Origin of the sequence: Bacillus sp. NP157 (assembly GCA_018889975.1) — a bacterium.
In the GTDB taxonomy this organism is placed as follows: Bacteria; Pseudomonadota; Gammaproteobacteria; order Xanthomonadales; family Rhodanobacteraceae; genus Luteibacter.
In genome coordinates this window covers 4551908-4572381 of record CP076546.1, presented here as the reverse complement: position 1 = coordinate 4572381, position 20474 = coordinate 4551908, and the positions used below count along the sequence as shown (strand labels likewise).

16 protein-coding genes are annotated in these 20474 nt (G+C 57.9%); 4 read left to right on the top strand and 12 right to left on the bottom strand.

What is annotated here, in order from left to right; genetic code table 11:
* Positions 1 to 113: 113 nt before the first annotated feature.
* The 6 genes from KPL74_20720 to KPL74_20695 form a co-directional block, all read right to left on the bottom strand.
* The gene (locus KPL74_20720) at positions 114 to 989 is read right to left on the bottom strand and encodes a WYL domain-containing protein (GenBank protein ID QWT20155.1); all 876 of its coding nucleotides are present in this window, start codon (positions 987 to 989) and stop codon (positions 114 to 116) included.
* Between the two features lie 164 nt (positions 990 to 1153).
* Positions 1154 to 1858: a DUF3108 domain-containing protein gene (locus KPL74_20715; GenBank protein QWT20154.1), complete on the bottom strand. Its 705-nt coding sequence runs from the start codon at positions 1856 to 1858 to the stop codon at positions 1154 to 1156.
* A 35-nt stretch (positions 1859 to 1893) separates the two neighbouring features.
* On the bottom strand, positions 1894 to 2499 hold the full coding sequence (locus tag KPL74_20710) for a hypothetical protein (GenBank protein QWT20153.1): 606 nt from the start codon (positions 2497 to 2499) through the stop codon (positions 1894 to 1896).
* A complete protein-coding gene (locus KPL74_20705) occupies positions 2496 to 2795 on the bottom strand; it encodes a PadR family transcriptional regulator (GenBank protein QWT20152.1) in 300 nt (99 codons plus the stop codon). The genes KPL74_20710 and KPL74_20705 overlap by 4 nt, the downstream gene beginning before the upstream one ends.
* Positions 2796 to 2962: 167 nt before the next feature.
* Positions 2963 to 3337 (bottom strand): hypothetical protein, encoded by a 375-nt coding sequence (locus KPL74_20700; GenBank protein QWT20151.1) that lies wholly within the window; start codon positions 3335 to 3337, stop codon positions 2963 to 2965.
* Between the two features lie 80 nt (positions 3338 to 3417).
* Positions 3418 to 4182 (bottom strand): hypothetical protein, encoded by a 765-nt coding sequence (locus tag KPL74_20695; protein ID QWT20150.1) that lies wholly within the window; start codon positions 4180 to 4182, stop codon positions 3418 to 3420.
* 1074 nt (positions 4183 to 5256) lie between these two features.
* Between KPL74_20695 and KPL74_20690 the strand changes: the two genes are divergently transcribed.
* The 4 genes from KPL74_20690 to KPL74_20675 all read left to right on the top strand — a co-directional run bounded on the left by KPL74_20690 (position 5257) and on the right by KPL74_20675 (position 10896).
* Positions 5257 to 6009 carry a phage Gp37/Gp68 family protein gene (locus KPL74_20690; protein QWT20149.1) on the top strand — a complete coding sequence of 251 codons (753 nt, stop codon included), beginning with the start codon at positions 5257 to 5259 and terminating at the stop codon, positions 6007 to 6009.
* A gap of 46 nt (positions 6010 to 6055) precedes the next feature.
* Complete coding sequence (tcmP, locus tag KPL74_20685) at positions 6056 to 7237, top strand: three-Cys-motif partner protein TcmP (GenBank protein ID QWT20148.1); 1182 nt, start codon at positions 6056 to 6058, stop codon at positions 7235 to 7237.
* A 44-nt stretch (positions 7238 to 7281) separates the two neighbouring features.
* Positions 7282 to 7905 (top strand): hypothetical protein, encoded by a 624-nt coding sequence (locus KPL74_20680; protein ID QWT20147.1) that lies wholly within the window; start codon positions 7282 to 7284, stop codon positions 7903 to 7905.
* A 1629-nt stretch (positions 7906 to 9534) separates the two neighbouring features.
* The gene (locus tag KPL74_20675; GenBank protein ID QWT20146.1) at positions 9535 to 10896 is read left to right on the top strand and encodes a hypothetical protein; all 1362 of its coding nucleotides are present in this window, start codon (positions 9535 to 9537) and stop codon (positions 10894 to 10896) included.
* A gap of 209 nt (positions 10897 to 11105) precedes the next feature.
* Here KPL74_20675 and KPL74_20670 read toward each other — a convergent pair whose 3' ends face one another.
* The 6 genes from KPL74_20670 to dcm are packed head-to-tail and all read right to left on the bottom strand — an operon-like array spanning position 11106 to position 20220.
* Positions 11106 to 13217, bottom strand: a complete 2112-nt coding sequence (locus KPL74_20670) for an AIPR family protein (GenBank protein QWT20145.1) — start codon at positions 13215 to 13217, stop codon at positions 11106 to 11108.
* Between the two features lie 2 nt (positions 13218 to 13219).
* Entirely contained in the window at positions 13220 to 14185 is a 966-nt protein-coding gene (locus tag KPL74_20665) for a PD-(D/E)XK motif protein (GenBank protein ID QWT20144.1), read from the bottom strand.
* Positions 14172 to 16886 (bottom strand): Z1 domain-containing protein, encoded by a 2715-nt coding sequence (locus KPL74_20660; protein QWT20143.1) that lies wholly within the window; start codon positions 16884 to 16886, stop codon positions 14172 to 14174. Before KPL74_20660 ends, KPL74_20665 begins: the two co-directional genes overlap by 14 nt.
* Positions 16879 to 18336 (bottom strand): ATP-binding protein, encoded by a 1458-nt coding sequence (locus KPL74_20655; protein QWT20142.1) that lies wholly within the window; start codon positions 18334 to 18336, stop codon positions 16879 to 16881. Before KPL74_20655 ends, KPL74_20660 begins: the two co-directional genes overlap by 8 nt.
* A 53-nt stretch (positions 18337 to 18389) precedes the next feature.
* Positions 18390 to 18854 carry a DNA mismatch endonuclease Vsr gene (gene vsr / locus KPL74_20650; protein QWT20141.1) on the bottom strand — a complete coding sequence of 155 codons (465 nt, stop codon included), beginning with the start codon at positions 18852 to 18854 and terminating at the stop codon, positions 18390 to 18392.
* Positions 18847 to 20220 (bottom strand): DNA (cytosine-5-)-methyltransferase, encoded by a 1374-nt coding sequence (gene dcm, locus KPL74_20645; GenBank protein ID QWT20140.1) that lies wholly within the window; start codon positions 20218 to 20220, stop codon positions 18847 to 18849. Before dcm ends, vsr begins: the two co-directional genes overlap by 8 nt.
* Positions 20221 to 20474: the final 254 nt, after the last annotated feature.

Below are 20474 nucleotides of genomic sequence, written 5' to 3'. Positions count from 1 at the left end.
GGTCACCTGGAGAAGGCGCACGAGGCCCTTGCAAACCCGTAAACAACCGTGGCGCCGATGATCTTGAACATGGTTTCCAATCCTTCTTTCGATTTGACTTGTGAAAAAGCGGGTCAGCAGCTCGCGTATCCGGTGAGCTCGGCGATCAGTTCGTCGCGAAGCCACGCGGGTTCAACGAGTCGCACATGTGGAATCCAGTAACGGACGATCGGAAGAACCTGGCTCGAATGGCTCACCGTGGCGCGAATCGTCAGCTCACCGTCGGACTCATCGGTAATCTCCTGACGGGGAACCAGCTTGCGGCGTTGGAAGTAGTACGCGGCCCTGCTGGCGACTTTGAGGACCACTTCGAAATGCGTGCCGCTGAACCAGACATCGTCCTCCTCGTCGATCGAGCGCTGGATAGCTGCGCTCGACGGGAAGTCCTCGTCGGTAGCGTGGAATGAATCGATGCGGCTTAGAGCGAACGCCCGGAGCTCATTGTCCTGGGTAGCGGCGAGGTACCAGATGCCCTTGTTGTTGACGAGGCGGTACGGATCGACGACACGCTCCCGCCCGGCATAGGCGATGCGGCAGCGAACCTGCCCGCGGATGGCGGCAGCGAGGCCATAGAACAGGGTGCCGTCGTGAGGGACCGCTTCGTATTGCTGGCCCTTTACGAGGAAGATTGCGGGATTGCTGGTATCGAGCAGGGACGCGAGGTTTCGCCGCTCTCCCGGCGGGAAGAGGTCACTTACGCCGGCAAGTCGGGCGAAGAAGTCCAGGTCAGAAGAGCTGAACTTTCCGCGGTAGGTGGGAACGATCTGGTAACGACCGTCCTGGCGTCGCTCGACGATGTTCGCCAAACGGTTGAGGTCGCGATATATCGTGCGCTCACTGACGCCGAACTGATCAGCAAGCTCTTGACGACCAAGGGAATCTCCCTGGTTGAGCCGAAGCAGGATTTCAGCCAGCCGAAGGGCTAGCGTCTCGTGCTCTCGGTCATTCATCCCTGTGCCACCTCGTTCGCCAGTGCGTTGACCGCATACTGGATCGCCGATGCGACAGGTGGTGTCAGTCTGAAAACAGCACCGCTTCCCTACCGCTGGCGATTCCCTGAAGTGGCTTAACGGCCACGCCGCCGGCAACTTTAGGCGGCGAGCCTTCGGAGTGGCTAGCCTGCGCCTTTCCCACAAGCGCCCATCACCTGCGCAAACGGCCCCGCCTCATACCCCAACTCCGCCGGCGGTGACACCGCAATCTTGTAATGCACCGGCTGGTCGGGTGAGTCGCCGGCGAGGATCTTCCATGCGCTGACGTCGCCTTGCGGGGTGTGGACGGTTTCCTTGCCCTCGACCTTGATCGTGAACTGACCGGCTCCCTTGTCGTATTGCCAGACGGGGACGGTGAAGGTGGCGCCCTCTTTCAGGGGAAGTGCGGCGAAGGTCAGGCCCCATAGGTTGCCGTCCCATACGGGATGGTCGAAGGCGACATTGATGGGGGTGGTGCCTGTCGAGGTTTCGCGGGTGCCAGTGACGCCCTGGTCCGTGTAGGCCAGGCGGATACGGTGCCAGCCTTTCTCGCTTCGCTCCTTGCCTCGATCGCTTTCCAGGGACAGCGGTCGCATGGTGGTGCGATCGACGATGAAGTGGTCGGTCATGTCGAAGCCGCTGCTGGGCTGAAGCTGATGGACGGTGATGTCCCAGGTAGGGCGCCCCTTTGTTTCGGTGGCCTTGATGCTTTGCCGGGTGCTGCCTACGGTCTTGCCCCTGACCGTGATGTCGTAGCAGGTGTCCCCTGCCCTGAGCCTGCTTCCATCGAAGGGAACGGTAGCTGCCGTGGCTGCGGCCAGGGCCAGTATCACCATACCTGCGTACATCGATCGTCCTTATCGTTCGTTGGGAAGAAGCGCGTTCAACGGGCGGCGCGGTTGTCCATCCAGCGGACCATGGCCCATTGCGCCAGGGGGATGCCCAGGTAGATCAGGTAGGCGGTTGAGTGCATGCCAAGGGTCATGGCGACCACCGAGACGAGCAGGCCGCATAGCAGGGTGCATCGCACGAGCTGGCGTGCAGCTGCGATGCGACCGCTTGCCAGGAGCCAGACCAGCGCAGCCTGGCAGGCGGCAATGGCGATGAGCAGGAAGGTCAGCAGAGGGGTCGCACGGCGATAGGCCTCGGCGATGGCTTGCTGGGCCTGACTGCCCTGCATGAGCGTGGCGTAGTAGTGCTCATGGCCTGTCGCAATGAAGCGGATGGCGCTCCAGCTGCAGCCCAGTTCGAAGAGGGCGAAGGGCGCGAAAAAGAGGATCGCTACTGCGATGCGGAGCCAGGTCGGGAAGGCTTGGCGGCCTTCGATGGCTGTCGTCACTGACGCCCATAGGCAACCCACGGCGAAGCGCAGCCCATGGCCGTCTGCGTCGGCTTCCTGATACTCGGCCAGCATGGCTTCGCCTAGCCAGGGATGGCGCGACCAGCGCGCCGCACGCTTCATCAGGAACACGGCAAGCCAGCGAGTCATGTGGACAGGACCCCATCCGGATCGGCATCGCGCTGGCCCGAGGCCCGGGCCAGGGTCACACCTGCCGCGGTAAGGCGATAGGCATGCCGGGGCGGACGACCAGGCTGCTCAGGTTCGCGCCATTCGGACTCGACCAGACCCTGCCCTTCCATGCGGACCAGCAACGGATACAGCGTTCCGGATTGGAGGCCTGCGGCCTTCATCAGGGGGTAGCCGTAGAACCACTGGCCGGGCTGCTCGACCAGGACGGCGAGGAGCTTGTCCATTTGGGCTGAGGGTTGGCGGGTGCGCTTCATGGGGTCATTTCAACATATGTAGATTTAATACTGCAAGGGCCCCTCCGCCGCTCGGGGCCGATGGAAGGAGTAGGTCCTCCCTTGTTACCGCCATCCGGCAATCGCAGCCTGGACGACTGGCATCGACGCGACGCGGGACGCGCCCTTCAGACCGAGGGGCGTATCGCTCACTGGCCCGACTCGAGCTCCTTCTCAGCGTCGCTCTTCTTGGCAGTCGCTCCCGAATTTCCACATGAGTCGACAAAGTAGCCGCCGTCGGTATCCGACATCACGAACAAGAGATAGGTCTGCCCAATATCCATGGGAAAACGCGTCGATGTGTTGACCGACTTGATCTTTATGTTGCGTGCTGGCTTGCCTTTGAAACTATGGAGTACGGCAACGGTGTAGACCGTCTGATCGACAAACTCGGGCTCATCTTTGGACATGACATCTTTGCTTGATGTCACGTTCCCCAAGATCACAAACTCGCTGTCGCGCCGCTCAGAGCGGATATCGGGATGACCGCTGTAGCAAGCTGCTGTAGCGTGGCTGGCCGACACAACGCTTAGCCAAATAGCGAGTCGTAAGACCGATCGCTTATTAAGTGACGGCGTCATCCCAACGGCACAGGACCACGCAATCACATCATGTCGCCCTGTTGCCGTGAGACGACACGCCAGGCGGCGGTCGTGTGGGTCATACGCAGTGTCGAGCTTTGGCCGCCGATGCCGCTCATCTGGCCGTAGGTGACGTCGTAGTCGCCATCGGGCCTGGGTAACGGCTGACCGATGACCAGCCACGAGAGATGGGGGGTGTCGGGAGCGTTGCTGGCGGCTTCGAAGGCCACGCCGTCGATGTGGATGCTGTCGATTAACGAGGCGGCCGGAACAACGCGATCGTCGTTCGTGTCCTTGAGTACCAGGTAGATGGTTCGCGGGCCCGATGGCAAGTGCTCGGGTGGCTGCGCGTAGCGGATGACGGTCAGCCACAGGTTTGACATGTCGGGCGCGGGGTTGCGTCTGCCCTCTTCCTGCCGGGCGTAGGATGCCTTTGCCAGGTCGAGGCTGATCTTCGCGCTTCCCGTACCCAGGCACTCGGTCTGGTTGGGGCGGTGCGCACAGACCTTGCCTGTCGTTTCGTCGAGCGTCCCGATGAAGGGTGTGCCGTTTACGGGCATGAACGTGACCGACCAGCTCTGGGTCGCGACATCGTAGGTGGCCGGCGTGGCATTGAGCATGCTGTCGCCAGAGACCTGGTCCACGGCTTCCATCATGAGCGAGGGCACGATGTCTTTGCGAAGCCACGGTGGCGGGGTTTCCCGGGCGTGGCCCATGGAAGCCGTGAGGAGCACGGCGGCCACCGTAGCGTGGGCCAGGGCTTTGAGTGGAGAGGCTTTGGCTGACATCACACGGGGTCCTTGTGTGGAGACTAAGACGCGGATCTCGATGGCTGCTGCGGGCAAACTGTACGACGTCAGTCCCTGCACGCGTCGGCGTTGCCCGACTGGCCGTAGCCGCTTGCATCGTACGACACAGTCACCACCGCCGAGACGATGCGCCCTTTATGGCGAGCCATGACATAACGCTGGCGAGGCAAGCGCAGCCGCCGGTAGCCGTCGGGGGCCAGGCCGAAGCTATCCACTTCGTAGCCGGCGAGATAATCCAGCCGCCCTTCCCCATCCGTCGCGCGGCACAAGCCGTAGGTGCAACGGGGCGGTCCAGGGATTGCTCGGTGCGCAGGCGCTGAGACGGGATGCCTGCCGTTTCGCTGGACATGTACGATCGCTCGAAGCCGGTCAGAAGCAGCGGGCCGATGACTTCCGTACGCAACACAGGCGAGTGGGCTACCGGCTATTCCATGACGCGCATAAGGGCAATCAGGGTCAGGCCATCGCGATGACCATACTTGCGCACCTCCTCCGGCCGGAGGCCAAAGGCATCGCGGAACGCACGGGAAATGCCTAGCTCGAGCTGTAGCCGAAGCAATGGCTAGCGGAAGGATGTCAGCTGCGCCGGCGGCAAGCTCGGCGGCCGCATGGCTTAGACTGCGAACACTGATATGGAGGGCGACCGAACAGCCGGTGGCAGCACGAAAAAAGTGAGCCAGAAGGAACGAGGAGATGCCTTCAGCGGCAGCGACATCACCCGAAGAGAGTTCTTCCGATGAGTGGCTTTCGGTGAACCAAACTGCGCGGTGGACTGGTGGCACATCTGGCTTCCCCTTGGTGTGAGGGGATCATGCGGGGGATGAGGGCGTTTGATGGACCTTGCTACCCCTTTGAAGCCTGTGGTGCCGGGTTCGCGATTCTCAGTCGAGCAGCCTTGCGACTCATTAACGTGAAGGCAATCATGAGGCCGCGGTCATTGTCTGGGCCTCACCGGCAACGTTGATCAACCGATGCTGCAACACGGTTACCCGGAAGACGGTCTAGGCGGCCATCCGCTTGGATAGTTATGATAGGTGGGAGGGAGGGGCTGATATGACCACGAGCTCACGGATCGAATGGACCGAGCAGACTTGGAACCCGACCATCGGATGCACCAAGGTATCGCCCGGCTGTAAGCACTGCTATGCCGAGACGCTCGCCCGCCGCCTGCAGGCCATGGGCCTGGATGCGTACCGCAATGGCTTTCGCCTGAATCTGCTGCCCGATCGGCTTGATGAACCGACCCGTCGTAAGAAGGCCACGATCTATTTCGTCAACTCGATGAGCGACCTATTCCACGAACGGATCCCGGATAGCTTCTTGGATCAGGTCATGGCTGTCATCGCGAGCACTCCGCAGCACCGCTACCAGATCCTGACCAAGCGGCACGAGCGCTTGGCCAAGTACTTCGCTCGCCGACCTGTGCCATCGAACGTCTGGCTGGGAGTCTCGGTGGAGAACCGCCGCCACGGCGTGCCGCGCATCGACGCATTGCGAAACATCCCGGCGAAGATCCGCTTTCTTTCCTGCGAGCCGCTGCTGGAGGATCTCGGTACCCTGGATCTCAGCGGTATTCACTGGGTCATCGTCGGCGGAGAATCTGGTCCGAAAGCCCGGCCGATGAGTCCGGAATGGGCGCGCACGATTCGCCGGCAGTGCGAGTCGCAGGGCGCGACCTTCTTCTTCAAGCAGTGGGGCGGTTGGGGGGCCGATGGTAAGCGCCGCTCGAAAAAGGCCAACGGGCGGGAACTCGACGGTCGACAATGGAATGGAATGCCCGACGCGGTGGCGGCCGCCGCGTCGTAACGCAAAAGCAGGAACAAGGACCGCCCCCTTTCGACAAGGATGCAGCATGAAGCCACGTCCGGCCCAAGAGGCCCTCCAGCAATATCCCGAGCGTGAACACTCACTGGTCAAACACACCATCCTCGAGGCCTACCTAGAGCGGCTCCTGATGATCGTGGGCCAATGGGCACCGAAGATCGCGTACATCGACGGCTTTGCTGGACCGTGGAAGTCAACGGCGGCTGATCTTTCTGATACTTCGCCCGGGATCGCCATCCGCACGATGGTCAGCTGCCAGGATAACCTGCAGAAACGGCTGAACAAGCCCGTGCGGTTTCGGTCGGTCTTCATGGAGACCGACAGTGAGCGTGCCGAATTCCTTGAGGGATACGTACAGACGGCGCCTGCGAGCATCGCCCGACCCGAAGTGTGGCGTAAGTCGTTCGAGAGCAGCATCGCCGACGTGCTGAAGTGGCTGGAGCCTGACGAATTTGCTTTCGTTTTCGTCGACCCTTTCGGATGGAAAGGAATCATTGAGGCTAGCAGCCTAGCTCCGCTCCTTCGTCGCCCGAAGACGGAGCTCCTCATCAACGTCATGTGGAACTTCCTTAACCTAGCCACTGGCCATCCGGAGCAGAGGGCGAACCTCGAGGCCGTGTTTGGCAGTGATTGGGACGCGGCGCTGGCGGAAACCGGCAACCGAAAGCGCGCGCTCATGCGCCGCTACCGCGACCAGCTCGTCCAGGCCTGCGCCGGTGCGCACCAGCAGCGACTTCGCACAGCAATGCTGCCGGTCGAGTACGTCGACAAGGACAAGGTGATCTTCTACTTGGTCTATACCACCGCCAATCCGACAGGACTAACGACATTTCATCAGGAAGCGGAGGAAGTGACGCGGACCCAAGCCAGGCTCAAGTTGCAGTACCGTCTGGATGCCCTTGCGAAAAAGAAAGGTCAGCCCGACATCTTTTCGGCCGACGCCCATGAGCCCGAGCGCCAGGTATCGCTGGACCAGGTCAGGCGGGATTGGATGGCGCATTTTCCGAATGTCGGAAGCGAGTTGCAGGTAGACGCCGCCGTGATGGCCGATCTGATCGAGCACAGCGACTTCTTTCTCTCCGAATATATGACGGGCGTGGGCGACTTGATCGAAACGGGCGTCCTTGAGAACACGCAAGCAAAGGGACACCGGACCAAGTTCCCGGTCAACTTCAAGAAGAAGGGTGAACTGCTGCGACGGTTAAAGTAGCCCCGTGCCGCCCCCACCTTACGCCTCCATCACTGATTGCGTCCATGCCCTCGATTGATTCGATCACCCGCAGTTTTTCCATCGTCGACCACACCCTTCGGCAGATGTTTTCCGATAGTTACTGGAAGCGATGCATGTACGCCGCGCTGGGCATGCGCGAACTCCTCCGGGTCCAGGGTGTTAGCGCGGAAATGGTCTTTGGCGACATGGCCTGCTTTACAGTATCCCCCGATTGGCACACCACGAGCTGGCAGGGCTTCAGGAATACCGAGTCGGCGAACGCTGCTCACTTTTGGCTGGAGACGTCCAGCTACCTCCTCGACCTCGGGCCGCATTACCTGCCCGCCGAAAGCAGTCATCCCATCGCGCCCATCCCTCCGGTTCGACTGCCGTTTCATGAGGGGGAGCCTCGATACCTGCGATACAGGGCGCGCGGTCGCGGTGAGGTGGACTTGGACGGTGACCCCGGCTTGGCCGGGCGCGCCACCGCGTTCATCGCTCAATGTCTGACGACGCATCGATCAGTGGCTGCCCGGGATCTACCTGCATTCACGTGGCAACTATCGGGCACGTCATCACTGCTGACCGCTGCGCGGAAGGGTGATACGTGGGCCCGGGGCGCTACGCAAATCGTCAATGGGCACGTGCCCCCGCCGGCGCCCATCTGAGATCTACGCCTCGGTGCGCTGGCCCACTTCCGGACGCAAACGTTGCGAAACCGTCGTCTGAAGAACCAGCTCTTCCGGCAAAAAGAACAGCACGTTGACGGGGAGTGATCCCGGGTTCACCTAAGGCACCCGTGGCGCTGATGTCATGCGTCAGGCTCGCTTCATACGGCCCGACGATACCGACTGCGACCACGTGCTTAGAACCTGACGGCTCGGGCCGGTGCAGGTCGAAGAGATACATCTGAGTCGCATGGGGCCCATCGGGTAGACAGGGTGCCAGGCGCTCGGGTGACGACGGCCTGTGATTCGGCGGGCGAACCGCTCTGCACATCCGTGCCACCGGCAATAGTGCCCTGGCCTACACCGTGAGGCATAGTGGCGTCCTTCACCGGGCGCGCCACGAAGTCCGGCGGCAGGTCCAACGACGGCGGGGGTGTGGGTTGAGCCGGAAGTGCAGGCCCGGCATCGCCCTGAAGAGGTCCTTGGCAACCAATCGTATCGGTCGCACTCAGGCAGGCAACGGCATCCCGGCAGGGACGGGTGACCCAATGCGCCCAAGAATCGTGCATGGGATATTTCACAACTGTGCTGTGAAGTGCGCTTAAACGGTCGAGCTAGTGGTGGTTCACAGGGCCAATCAACGCGGCCGAGACTTCGCGTCATCAAGAGACATTGCCGAAAGAGTCAGCGTCTCCCACCAATCCGTGCCGGGCCGCCTTTCCCTACCCTCCAAAGGCTTCCAGGAATAGATTTCCCCTCGCGCCCTGGCCTCCGCCGCAAGTCGCCTCTCAGTGATGGTTCCAGCCATAGAGAACTCAGCGGCGTAACCACCCCTTCGTACGTGGTCTCGAAAATCGCGCCATGTGTCAGGATCGTTGAACCGCTTATGGATTCGACCATGGCAAGGGCGGCATACCATGAATTCGAACGGCGGATCCCATCGATAAGGGAGAGCGTAGTCCTCACTGTGAGGCTCTACGTCGCGTTCTGGGTCACCGCACAGAGCGCATGGTCCCACCCTCCTCGGAATCTCGCCCAGCGCGTACAAGCGTTTCCATTCTTGATATTTCCGGTCTCGCTCGCGCCCTGAGTATCCGTTGTAAGGCCCCATACCGCCCCCCTTTACCAGCCAGCACAATCGCACGGCGCGATCGGTTCGTGAATCGTCGCATACCTGGATTGGAGCCGGTGCGATATGAGCGCCACGTCGACTCGCATTTCCGTAGCTGTAGGTCAACTCCGAACGTGCACCCGGTCGGCTGTTCCCGCTCGGCCACCGGTGGCACCCCTCAGCACCAATCAGCTCGCGTACCCGACCAGCCAAAAAGAGGGGTGTTGACGAGGTACCGGGCCGAACTATCTGTCGCCGCTTCGCCCAGTCCGGGCATCAGGGAACGGGAAATCTCGTTTCGGCTATGGAAGGAACGTTCTGGCGGCGCCCTACCCCTCCGATCGGCCGCTTACTCAAAAAACCAGGAAAGGTAGCCGCAATCCGCACTGACGACTTTCAACGAACTATGGACCGACGGCCAGACCGGACTGCTGACGCTTCGCCTTGCATCATTACGGTATTCCTCCGATTATTTACAGCAGTATTCTGCCTCTAACTGCTTTCCAGAAGGAACTGACGTGACGACCGACCTTGGCTGGGAAACGCTGCATGATAGGCTCCTTCGAACGAAGCGGCTGTGGATAAAAAAGCTTGCGCGGAATGACCGGACCTGGGCCAATACCCCCGAGACTAAGGCGGCGGAAGCCGCGCTTGGCCACGGGTTTACCAAACAAAATGGCGTCTACATCCCTTCGGAAGTTCGCATTTCCGACTTCTTTCCACAAACCGAAAATCGGAACGTCGCGACCCCTGAGATTTTCGACGCTGACGTGCTCATCGAGTGGCTCGGGCAAGGATACGAATCTCGGTCTCGTCTCGTTCATTACTCAGGCAAGGGGGCCGAAGGCCACCTGACACGCCTCCCGAAGGAGCCCTTCCAGGACCTGGCGCCCGCCTCAATCTTTTTACTCGGCGAAGACGGAGCTGAGAACGGTTTCCGAAAGTACTGGGGTGCGGTATTGGACTCAACAGGAGTAGAGGCCGCACTCGTCGAGACACTTTTCGATATCGACTCATGGTTCCACTTTTCCTTCTTTTATCCGGCGAACCAGCTAGCAAAGCCCGATGACCATGATGAAGTCCTGATCCGAGAGCTGACCGCCGCGCTTGCGTCAGGCACGCTTCACCACCTGATTGCATCAGAAGCGCGTCTTCCGGCGTCAGATCGCCTCGCCGCCATGGCACAGACTGAGTATCTAAAGGAAAGCGGACTCGGATCGCTGAACCCATTCGCTATCGATCGACCCGGAGACGCGATCATGCGAATAAGCCGGGATATCGAGTACAGCCTGTATAAGCGAGCTGAGATACGCCACCGCGCAGCTGACGTACTCCGCATTCTGACGGACGACTCTCGCACGCTTCCAGAGCTGATCGTACGCGGCTATCCGCAACTCACGGCCACATTTTTAAGCGCGAGTCAGCACAGGAAGTCTCGTGCGGGCCGGTCGTTCGAGCACCACATCGAACGACTTCTGCGTGACGGCAAGGTTGACTTCGAGGCCCAAGCCGTTACGGGGGGGCGTCGCCCGGACTTCGTCTTACCAAACGCGTTTTCGCTACGAGTGGTCGGCGACAGAAGGGGCATTGTCCTCTCAGCGAAAACAACGCTCCGGGAACGATGGAAACAGGTTTCGCACGAAAAGTTCTCGGGAGGGATCTTCCTGGCGACAGTCGACGACAGAGTGTCGGCAGACGCTATCGCCGACATGAAATCGCAGGGAATTTGCCTTGTTGTCCCCGAGACACTCAAGGAATCTCGGGAAACAGACTACGCAAAGGATGAAAATGTGATCTCTTTCGCTCAGTTCTTCCGTGACGAAGTTAAGCATAGCCGTCCATGGCTAATTTCAGCGGAGCCCACTGACCTGTTCGGGTGACCGACAACGCTAGCAGGTGCGGACTTCACCCAGAAATTCATGCCAGTCTCCCACCCCCTGTTAGCGACCAGTCTCCCTATCTGGCTCAAAATCGCACCTTTCAGCGAAGCGGCTGTTGATGGAAACAATGGAACACCTCGTCTACCGGGGGACCGCATTCCACGGTACCTAGGAGGATCGCTCATGGAGTCGTCGCGGACACGGGTGATCTAAACGGCCTCCAGGAAGCGAAAGCCGTCCGCTTCGCATCGCCTACTGATCTCAAGGAGGCGCACCCAATCCCTCTGAGACTGAATGCGCAATACACTCTGAGGCGTCACCGCTCGTGAGAGCAGCTCGAGTTCAGGCCCGAACACCCCCTCAGCCAGGCGTGGCCATTCTGCGAGTGCCGCCCAATACCCTGACTTTGCATAGGCTACTACCTGAGCCTGTGCCGAAATTCCGTCGTCTTGGATTCCCCGCTTCCGCTCTTCCACCTTCTGCTGGCGCCTCTCCTCCCTACTGCGCGACCACCTCTCGAGGATCTTTGGCACTGAGAGGTTTTTCTCAGAAACCTTCAACCAACAAGCCTCCCGCTTGGTCCATTCGCCAACGTTCGACGACCCCACAGGCAGGTCAAGGATTGCATCCTGGACAAGCACTGCTGCCCTGAGAAAGGCGTTTTCGAGGTCCGAATCGATCGCCTGGCGATCCCAGGCGTCTAGGAGCGACACCTCTCGACCAGCGCGCTCAATCGACAGGAACACCAGTGCCCAGGCATATGCAACGATTTGAGGGCGGTAGTCGCCGCGATACCACGTGGCTTTCCCGGCAGCCACGATCCCCTCTCCTCGATTCCAGAGAACGCTCATCGCGACAATTCGTTTGTAGTAGTCATCGCCGTACGCAGGGCTAAGATCAGCCCATGAATCGGCATCCTTGTTAACACCTTTACTGGAGAACTGGCCAGCGAATTTCACGAAGTTCTTCTGAGCACCCAGGGAGACCCAATGCGGTCGCTTCGAGAGGACACTATCCAGCTTGGCAAGATCCGTTTTATTGATGACCTGTTTCGGCGGAAACTCAAGATCGTGCGAGGCTTTGCGGGCCTTCGAAAGGTACATTCTCTCGTTCTGATACTGGCCGCGGGCGCGCTCGTAGAACCATTTACTTTGAACCCTAGCAGCGCCTTGCGCGGGAACAAGCAATCGTCGCGATATCTCCTCCATTTTTCGATGAAATGGATGGTTCGCAAAAAAGTCGGCTACGGCGATCTTATTCTGAGTGTTTGCGAACTCTGCAATCTGAGGAATAAGATCGTTCGCTTGGGAAGACTCGACAACCGTGAGCTTCATGGGAACAGAAACCCCGGCCAGCGGTAAACGATCCTGTTTCCTCGCTCGGAGAACGTTCGCCGTCGTCTGCCCGCCGTTAACGATCTGCAGATCCGAAAGTCCTACAACCACTGGCAATCCGTTGTTCGTGGAGATGACTGCAGATGCTGCAGTGGCGGCGATTCCGTTATTGAACGCAAAGAAAAGCGGTGCATTATGTTGGATGGTTGATCGAATGCCGCGATTCACGCCACCCTTCATTCCGAGGAACGATCGGACATTCCCCTCAAGGAGGCGGCTGCCGTAGCGCTCAAAAAGGTCAGCCAAGAGATCGCCTCCGATTACGCAAAGGTACGATGTCAGACCTTCTGCAGAAGACGCAAGAATGCACGGAATACCTTCCGACCCAAAGTCTGCGAGCGATATCTCTACAACTTCGCGCTCCCTAGCCGAGGCATACAAAGCCCTTATTCGTTCAAGATCCCAAATATGCAACTCAACCGGAATCCCCCGAATCTCGGATCGCGACTCCCGTTTATATCGCTTCGCGAGGCTTCGGTTCGAGAACAGGTGATAACGGATGCACGATATCTCATCTCTTCTCTGGTCTATTGTGGACGATAGTTCGTAAGCGGGCGAGGACTCCACGACCTTTTCGCTGAGCCGTTCATTCAGGGACGCCGCAACGAATCCGTGGATTAGTGCCTGAAGCTCCACCACCTCCGGAGTCATCAACGTAGCCGGGCTGTCGTCTGCGTGCCATCTCGCAATAGCAATCGAAAGCGTGCCATCGGAATCGTCAAACTCCGTGAAACCATGAATCTTAAATTCACGCCCCTTACTATCCCGTCCGGAGTAGTCAGCAGCCTTAAGCTCACCAAAAACCGGATCCTCGCTTAAGCGCTCACCGATCTCGGCAACAAACGCGAGCGAATCTACCAAACCGTCAGACTCGGCACGAAGCATTACCATCTGCCGCAGCTCATCAAAGAATTCCGTCTCTTCCATCTCTAACCCCGAGTAATTTGCCTTATCTCTTCAAGCAACAGCTCGTAATGGACTGTCGCCACCCCGCGCGGCGCTGATGCACGGGTGATGCGAGGGAAGTCATCGCCAACGATGAACTCTTCCCTTGCGACAATCGTATAAGCAACTTCGTCGTAGGACGCCTGTTCAACATACCCGACCTCGAAGAGGCGATCCTTAAAAACGGCGAGGTCTACCGATCTTGCACCCACCAAATCCTCAATCTCAGCCACGAGTCTATTCAATGTGATGGCGCCAGATTCGTGCGGGTCTGCTCGACGCGACGTGTATACAACCAGCGTCAGGCCCGTGACGACGTCCAGCTGCCCAATGGAGCTTATCGAAACGACCTTTGCACCAGGCCTTATCGACTTAACCTCGCGACTGAAGTCGGAAAAGAGAAAGTCTTGATCCGCTCCAATTGGCCCTACCCACGCCATAAGGATCTCGCCCCTAGGCCGTACCTCGCTCAACATGAGTGACCTAAGTTCGAGAAGCTCTGCGATGAGACCCTGGATTTGAAAATCGGCCAACATGCCGCCAGCCGACTTGTCAAAAAGTCGTTTCCACAGCTCTAACCTACTGCGAGTAGCATCCAAAAGCTGCGCTTCATCAAACGATTGCGAGATCGCATCAACGAGATCGCCACAGAGGTTAGCGAACACTTCGGAGAGCGATGAATCCGTTAGCCTGATCAAAAGGAGCCAAGTGCCATCCGCACGTTGACTTCGGAAGCAGTCCACCGAAGCCGTGTCAAAGTACACAGCCTGTGGCTTTGCCGAGCTCCCAATTGCAAGCATTGATCGCCCCATGCCATCGATCGCAGCAAAGATAGCGTGCTGGCCGTCCTGATCAAAAAGCCTCATGCGGTAAGAATCGCCATCGGACCAACCGATGCCCGTCGTCAGTTCTTCGCGGAGTTCTGACCACCTTTGGTCAATCGTCGCCATCATTATCTTCCTCGATGAGGCCGATCTCGCGTAGGTAAACCTTATTGAGTCGATACGGAACTGACGTGCTGACGTCGCCGTCGAAGACTGGGAACGATAGACTGATAGCGATGAGCGTCTTAGGCTCAATAGACGATGTCGGCAATGTCCGACGTTTTTCTTCTGATGCCTGGGAATCCTTCGGCTCGATTACGTGGATGGTCAGCAACGGGCGGGTGCGATGATTGGAATACGCATGGCCGGGGACTGTTTTAGCCGCCGATCCCGGATTGAGCTCCCGCCATGAGTTTTCCGCACGTTCCACCTCATCTCTTGTCAGGCCGACGCGCTCATCCGACGGCTCGCCGACTCGCTGCTTGTTCACCTTGAGATAGCTTGTAACTCGGCTTGGCGATCCCTCGAACTGGCGCTGACGCCGGCGGGGCGAAGCTGCTGCTCCATCGACACTCTTAATTGCGATGGTCGACGCGACAGCACCCTCCCCCTGTGGAAGGCAAACGTCCCATCTCGCGAGGTCATCAATGCCACTGCTCCTGATGAAGTCAATGAGCGGCGACTCTCCAGTTTTAGCGTCCGCGATGAACGAAGAGTTGAGCGGTGAGATAACGATGCTCTGCAAATACGTAGCTACATCTTCGGCACGCACTCCCGACCATATATATCGACTTCCGTCAGTGGCTGACGAGCCGAGCGAGGCAATGAAGCGGGCTGTTGCCTCAACGTTTCTTTTATTTACATCGACCGCACGAGGAAGTACCGGTGTCGACACCAATTTCCCGCTAAATGAAAGGTCGACATCAACCTCTTCCGAATTTCGCATCTTATAAGCGGCAGTGACAAGCAGCGTATCCGGGTGCGAGCGAACGCGGATTCCGAACTGGCTTGGAGGCTGGTTATTTGCGTGCATGCGACGGATATCTGAGCGGAGTTCGGCAACTACTTCTGCGATATGACGAAACCACCTCTGAACTTCATCGGTCATCCAGATCCGGCACAGATCGTCGTAGCCAGGTCTGTAGCCGAACCATCGACCCATCTGAAGAAGTGTGTCATACGCTTTTGAGCTGCGGAAGAAATAGCTGACACATAGACCCTGGAGAGTGAGCCCACGCGAGAGCGTCATGCCACCGACCGCGATGACGCGACGCCCCTTCTCTGAAGCCTCGTACATGCCGTAATTTAAGCGCTCGGCTCGCTCAGTCCGCTGGTTTACGGTCACAACTTTAACGGAAGCGATCGAGTCATAAAGCTTCGCTCGCACTTCATTCCACTCTACTTGAACTGAAGAGTAGCGACTGACAAATGTGTCGTGTAGTGATCGCAACAAATCATGGCCATGCCACAGATCGTCGTCGGCAAGGTACTGCTTTACCATCTCAATCATGCTATAGCGGTAAGCGTTCAATAGCTCAGACACCTGGATCTGAACATCCGTGAACGTCGTCACATTCACAAGCATTGAACGATGCTTGAGGGGCTCATTTCTTAAGTCCCGAATCGCACACGAAAGAAAGAACGCATTTGCCGCGTCCAGAAGCGACGGAGGCAATTCCGAAACTTCAAGGGTCTTTTTGTGTTTCGCAGGAAATACAGAATCTGCGTCGTCGATATCTACAACCTGATCGGTCCAGTCACCATCTTCACCAAATATTGCCGAAGCCCCGATATAACTGGTAGGGGCGCTCAGACTGTAAATGAAGTTCTTCGGGAAGAGATCGGTACCATCGGGGTCTGGATTGATGAACACGTTAGCGAATGGCGTAGCTGTATAAGCGACGTATGTAGCCTGATGAAACCTGCCCAGGACGGCCCTGATCAGGCTATTGATCGTCGACGGACTATCTTCATCCTTCTTCCCGTTCACAGAGGCGTTATCAGCCTCGTCATCGATAACAAGAAGTGGGATAGCGAGCTTGTCTCCCGCTGCGCCCGCTTGTCCGTCTAGGAATGTGCACAGGTTACGAAGGGCCGTTGAGTTCTTCTTCATAACCAGAAGAACAGGCTCGTTGATGTTCTTTAGCGGTATTCCTCGCAGCGCTGCCATATTCGAGGTTAAGAAGTCCGAGTCGATCGACGTCAGTACATTCGGCGTCTGGCTCCGGAATCGGCCAGCGCCGATTTTCGCCCCGCTAACCTCTCCGCGCAGTAGCTGCCTGCTATCGCGACCAACGAACCCTTCGTCGAGGCGCTCCTGTGTTTGCGATCGCAAATCCTCGATCGTACCGGTCAAAAGTACGATAACCTTGTACCCAGAATCAGCCGCCTTTGCGACGAGGCCCGAATAACTTGCGGTCTTACCCGACTGCACATCCCCCATCACCAAGCCTTGAATCCGCCACGCAGAATTCGACGCAGGGTTCCCACACTGCGTCAGGATATTGTCCGTATCCTCATCAAGGGTGCGCACGACAGACGAAGGAAGACCGGATGCCCGTAGCTGTTTTGAGTACGAGTCCCAGTAGATCCAATCCGTGGAGGCCTTTCGATCTTCAACCCACGGGGCCACAGCTCCATCGGTGACTCCATCTCCAACCATCATGTTCACCCCGATGGTTGCCTCGAGCCTCCTTTGGACAGACGGAAGATCGGCTTCGCCTAGCGCGGGGATGCTCTTCAGGAATTGCATCACCTCATGCAGCAGCTCGTCGGTAAGGGGGCGACCGTTTATGGCGCCAACCGCCATCACGAATGCATCAAACATTTTCGATCTCCCTTCTCATATGTTCGTGAAGTGACATGTGGTGAACGAACGGATCCATCTCGAGGATCTGGTCAAGTGTCATTCCGCTTATGCTCATCAACTGCGATGCAATTAGCGAAAGCTCTGAGGCAAGAGCTGGGTCGGTCGATTGCACATCGTCAGAACTCATGTCAGCGTAGATTGATTCGATGGGGAGCGACCTTCCGAGAAGATCGAGAAGGATCTGGAATGAAGACTGCTTATCGCGCGGAATCGCCTCCGCAATCTGCATAAGCAGCGGATGGTCGACATTCGGCGTATATGCGACTCGGCGCCCGGGAAGTTCACTACGTGTCCACAGCGGATCGGCGACAGCCGACTTGGCTCGCCTCCCCTTGAACGTAATGGTCTTCTTGCTCACGCCGGCGAAGTGGGGGATAAGCTGCCGCAACCTATCGCGAATAACATCAGGCGGATAGGCGGCAGACTTCTTGATGTCAAGGGCCCAGAGATCGTCGAAGGAATTGGGAATATCGACCTGAACCCTGGTGAGCTTATAAAACTCGTCTTTTGGAACAAGGCGGAACCAAGTTCCCCAGATGACAAGACGACGGCCTCTGTAGACGTAAAATCCTTGCGTGCCCCTCAGACCCTCCCTACCACCAGCTACCGAGATTTGCTCGGGCGTCAAGTTGTGAACTGGCGGAAGAATGTAGGGAACAACGCTTACTGACCCTCGCTCGTGGCGAATAACCTGCCCTTCAAGTGCTTGTCGAAAGTGATTTGTTCCAAGAAACGGATCGCGAGCGGGCAACCGCAATGAGTTGACGGTTATTTCGATTGCGGCGTTCGATGAATCGCCGGAGGTGAATCGATGGAAGACCAGCGCCAGATGCTCGAAGAGTGGCCCCATCTTCGCCGTCATCTCCGCGGCAGGATCTTTTGCCCCCGCGATCATGCGATCGAGATCTTCCCAGATCACGAGCGTCCCGGACGTCTGATTTTCGAGCCTCGCGTACATTGGTAGAGCGCGCAGCTCACTTGGCTGAGGCACAACGACGGCCCAGGCACCGAGCTGCGCCACGACGTCGAGGTCCCATCGGCGAGAACTCACAATTCCGCCTTTTTTACTAATCACGGTCAGTCGTCGACACTGCGAGAGCGACGCTGTTTTGAGTCCGAGCCCGAAGCGACCAAGGTCGCCGATTGCTCGCCGGTCCGCCGGATTCGAGCTTCCATGGCGCATTGCATTTGTCAGCTCATCCGGGCTCATACCGAACCCATCGTCTAAAATAGCCACGAAGGGCTTTTCGACGGCATCGTATTTAACGTGGATGCGCGCTGCATCCGCGGACAGGCTGTTGTCTACAATGTCTGCGACGGCGGCTTCCAGCGTATATCCAACCGCACGCATAGACTCAATTAGCGATACCGGGTCCGGAATCACTTCCAATGTTTCGAGTATTTCCATTCACCACCCCCTGTGGCGACAACTCAGTTGTACAAGCCGAAGCTCAATCGGAACTAGGACGAGACTCGCTCGCCGAAATCCACCTGCGTAGGCGCCCCGTCCGAAAGCCACTCACCTAGACCTTCTATGACGGTACGGGCACCGATTCTCCTCCTGCCTCGAATCGCGCACTCCCAAACGGTAGCGACATTCCATTTCAATTCAATCAGGGCACGCACAACGCGTTCGTCTCGCGCAACATTGGCTGAAATCTTCGCTTGCCAAAAGTCAGACCGAGAGGCTGGCCAGTGGAAGAGTGAGCAGCCATGCCCGTGCCAGAAGCAACCGTGGACGAACACCACAGATCGGTACCGAGGCAACACCAGATCAGGCCGCCCAGGAAGGCCGCGGCCACCCAGAACATAACGAAAGCCCTGCGCGTGCAAACCTTTCCGAACGACTAGCTCCGGCTTCGTATCGCTGCCCCGAATTGCCCGCATGTTACGGGAGCGGGTTTCAACGTCGTGAATATCAGGCAACCTTTCGGTCCTTCCTCGGCTGTCGCAAATACTTTGCTTCTGCAGCTCGTGCGGCCATGATCCGGGGATACATCAGCTTAGCCACCGCCTCGAACACCGGAACTACGACGGAGTTACCGAATTGCTTGTAAGCCTGCGTATCAGACACTGGAATGCGGAACGCCGCCGCTCCTGCCTTGTCGTACCCCATTAGCCGTGCGCACTCTCTCGGCGTTAACCGGCGAGGCCGGTGCGCCTGGTTGTGCTTCCCAGCAAATGATTTGCTGGGGTCGAACCCACGATCAATCAGTATCTCGGAACCATCCTTGTAGTAACGCGCAGAAAGTGTCCTGGTCACGTCCCTCGGACCGACCAGTCCATAGCCAAAGCCATTTCCCTTGGCCTTGTGCTTGATGGAATAGTTGAAGAGGTACTCCCAAAGCTTGGGCGTCAGAATATATTTGTCATCGACGGTAGGCTCGAGAATGTCACCCAAAACCGGTGCCTTGCTTGGGAAATAGTTCTTGATGTCCTTCAGCGTAAAGCCGTCGTGAACGCCGAGGTCCTTTCTAAAACCGACGAGAACGATTCGCTCCCTGTGCTGAGGAACAAAAGATCGGCCGTCCACGACCTTCGGATCATCCGATCTTTCGCCACCGGCGTCCGCAACCCAGTACCCAAGCTCATCAAGTGTTTCCATGATGACCTTGAAAGTCCGCCCCTTATCATGGCTTTTCAGGTTTTTGACATTCTCAAGCAAGAATGCCGCAGGCCGTTTAGCCGCGATGATTCGCGCGACGTCAAAGAAAAGAGTCCCCTGCGTCTTGCACTCGAAACCATGTGCGCGACCCAACGAATTTTTCTTTGAGACGCCAGCGATAGAGAATGGCTGGCATGGGAAACCTGCAAGCAGAACGTCGTGCCGGGGGACGTTCTTGTCAATGAACGCATAGGCCTCGTCTTCGCTCACGTCGGAGTCAGAGCTGAGGGTTAGCTCCCGAATGTCGCTATTAAACACGTGCGAATCCGGATCGCAGTAATAGTTTGCTTTGTAAGTCTTGACTGCCGGCGCGTTCCATTCACTCGTTAGGACGCACCGCCCGCCTAGCGCCTCGAACCCCCGGCGCAGACCACCGATACCCGCGAACAAGTCAATAAAATCGAACGTGTGTTCGGTACGCTCAGGCGGCGTAGGAAGAAGATTCTTCAGGGCCACGAATTCAGCATGTGACAGCTTCGGAGAGGCCTTGCCATTCAGCCATCGATTGATGGTTTCGCGGCACCAATCACCACGCGATACAGAGCTCAAGAATTCAGCCACGAACTTCTGATCGTAGACCCCCACGACACGGCGGACGAGGTCAAGTTCTTCTTCGGACGGATTCATGCTCACTCGTTTAAAGGGTGCTTAAGGTGTGACTATACATCACACATTTGACCCAGAGAACAGGTCTTCGTGAGCAACAACTTTATCCAGCGGCCGTCTCATTTTCGGCGACGCGCAGGACATCTTTTGCGATGAGCAATGCGTCTCTCCTCCAACCTGCGTAGAGCAGGCGCCGACTCCGGTAACCAAAACGGCCCAGGGGCAGAGCCACTGGGCCGTTCGGTTGAGACACTACGTGCAGCGCGAAGGCACAT

What these genes read in the sequence shown, in the direction of transcription:
- KPL74_20720 (QWT20155.1), bottom strand. Translation starts at nt 989, where the DNA reads ATGAATGACCGAGAGCACGAGACGCTAGCCCTTCGGCTGGCTGAAATC.
- KPL74_20715 (QWT20154.1), bottom strand. Translation starts at nt 1,858, where the DNA reads ATGTACGCAGGTATGGTGATACTGGCCCTGGCCGCAGCCACGGCAGCT.
- KPL74_20710 (QWT20153.1), bottom strand. Translation starts at nt 2,499, where the DNA reads ATGACTCGCTGGCTTGCCGTGTTCCTGATGAAGCGTGCGGCGCGCTGG.
- KPL74_20705 (QWT20152.1), bottom strand. Translation starts at nt 2,795, where the DNA reads ATGAAGCGCACCCGCCAACCCTCAGCCCAAATGGACAAGCTCCTCGCC.
- KPL74_20695 (QWT20150.1), bottom strand. Translation starts at nt 4,182, where the DNA reads ATGTCAGCCAAAGCCTCTCCACTCAAAGCCCTGGCCCACGCTACGGTG.
- KPL74_20690 (QWT20149.1), top strand. Translation starts at nt 5,257, where the DNA reads ATGACCACGAGCTCACGGATCGAATGGACCGAGCAGACTTGGAACCCG.
- tcmP (QWT20148.1), top strand. Translation starts at nt 6,056, where the DNA reads ATGAAGCCACGTCCGGCCCAAGAGGCCCTCCAGCAATATCCCGAGCGT.
- KPL74_20680 (QWT20147.1), top strand. Translation starts at nt 7,282, where the DNA reads ATGCCCTCGATTGATTCGATCACCCGCAGTTTTTCCATCGTCGACCAC.
- KPL74_20670 (QWT20145.1), bottom strand. Translation starts at nt 13,217, where the DNA reads ATGGAAGAGACGGAATTCTTTGATGAGCTGCGGCAGATGGTAATGCTT.
- KPL74_20665 (QWT20144.1), bottom strand. Translation starts at nt 14,185, where the DNA reads ATGGCGACGATTGACCAAAGGTGGTCAGAACTCCGCGAAGAACTGACG.
- KPL74_20660 (QWT20143.1), bottom strand. Translation starts at nt 16,886, where the DNA reads ATGTTTGATGCATTCGTGATGGCGGTTGGCGCCATAAACGGTCGCCCC.
- KPL74_20655 (QWT20142.1), bottom strand. Translation starts at nt 18,336, where the DNA reads ATGGAAATACTCGAAACATTGGAAGTGATTCCGGACCCGGTATCGCTA.
- dcm (QWT20140.1), bottom strand. Translation starts at nt 20,220, where the DNA reads ATGAATCCGTCCGAAGAAGAACTTGACCTCGTCCGCCGTGTCGTGGGG.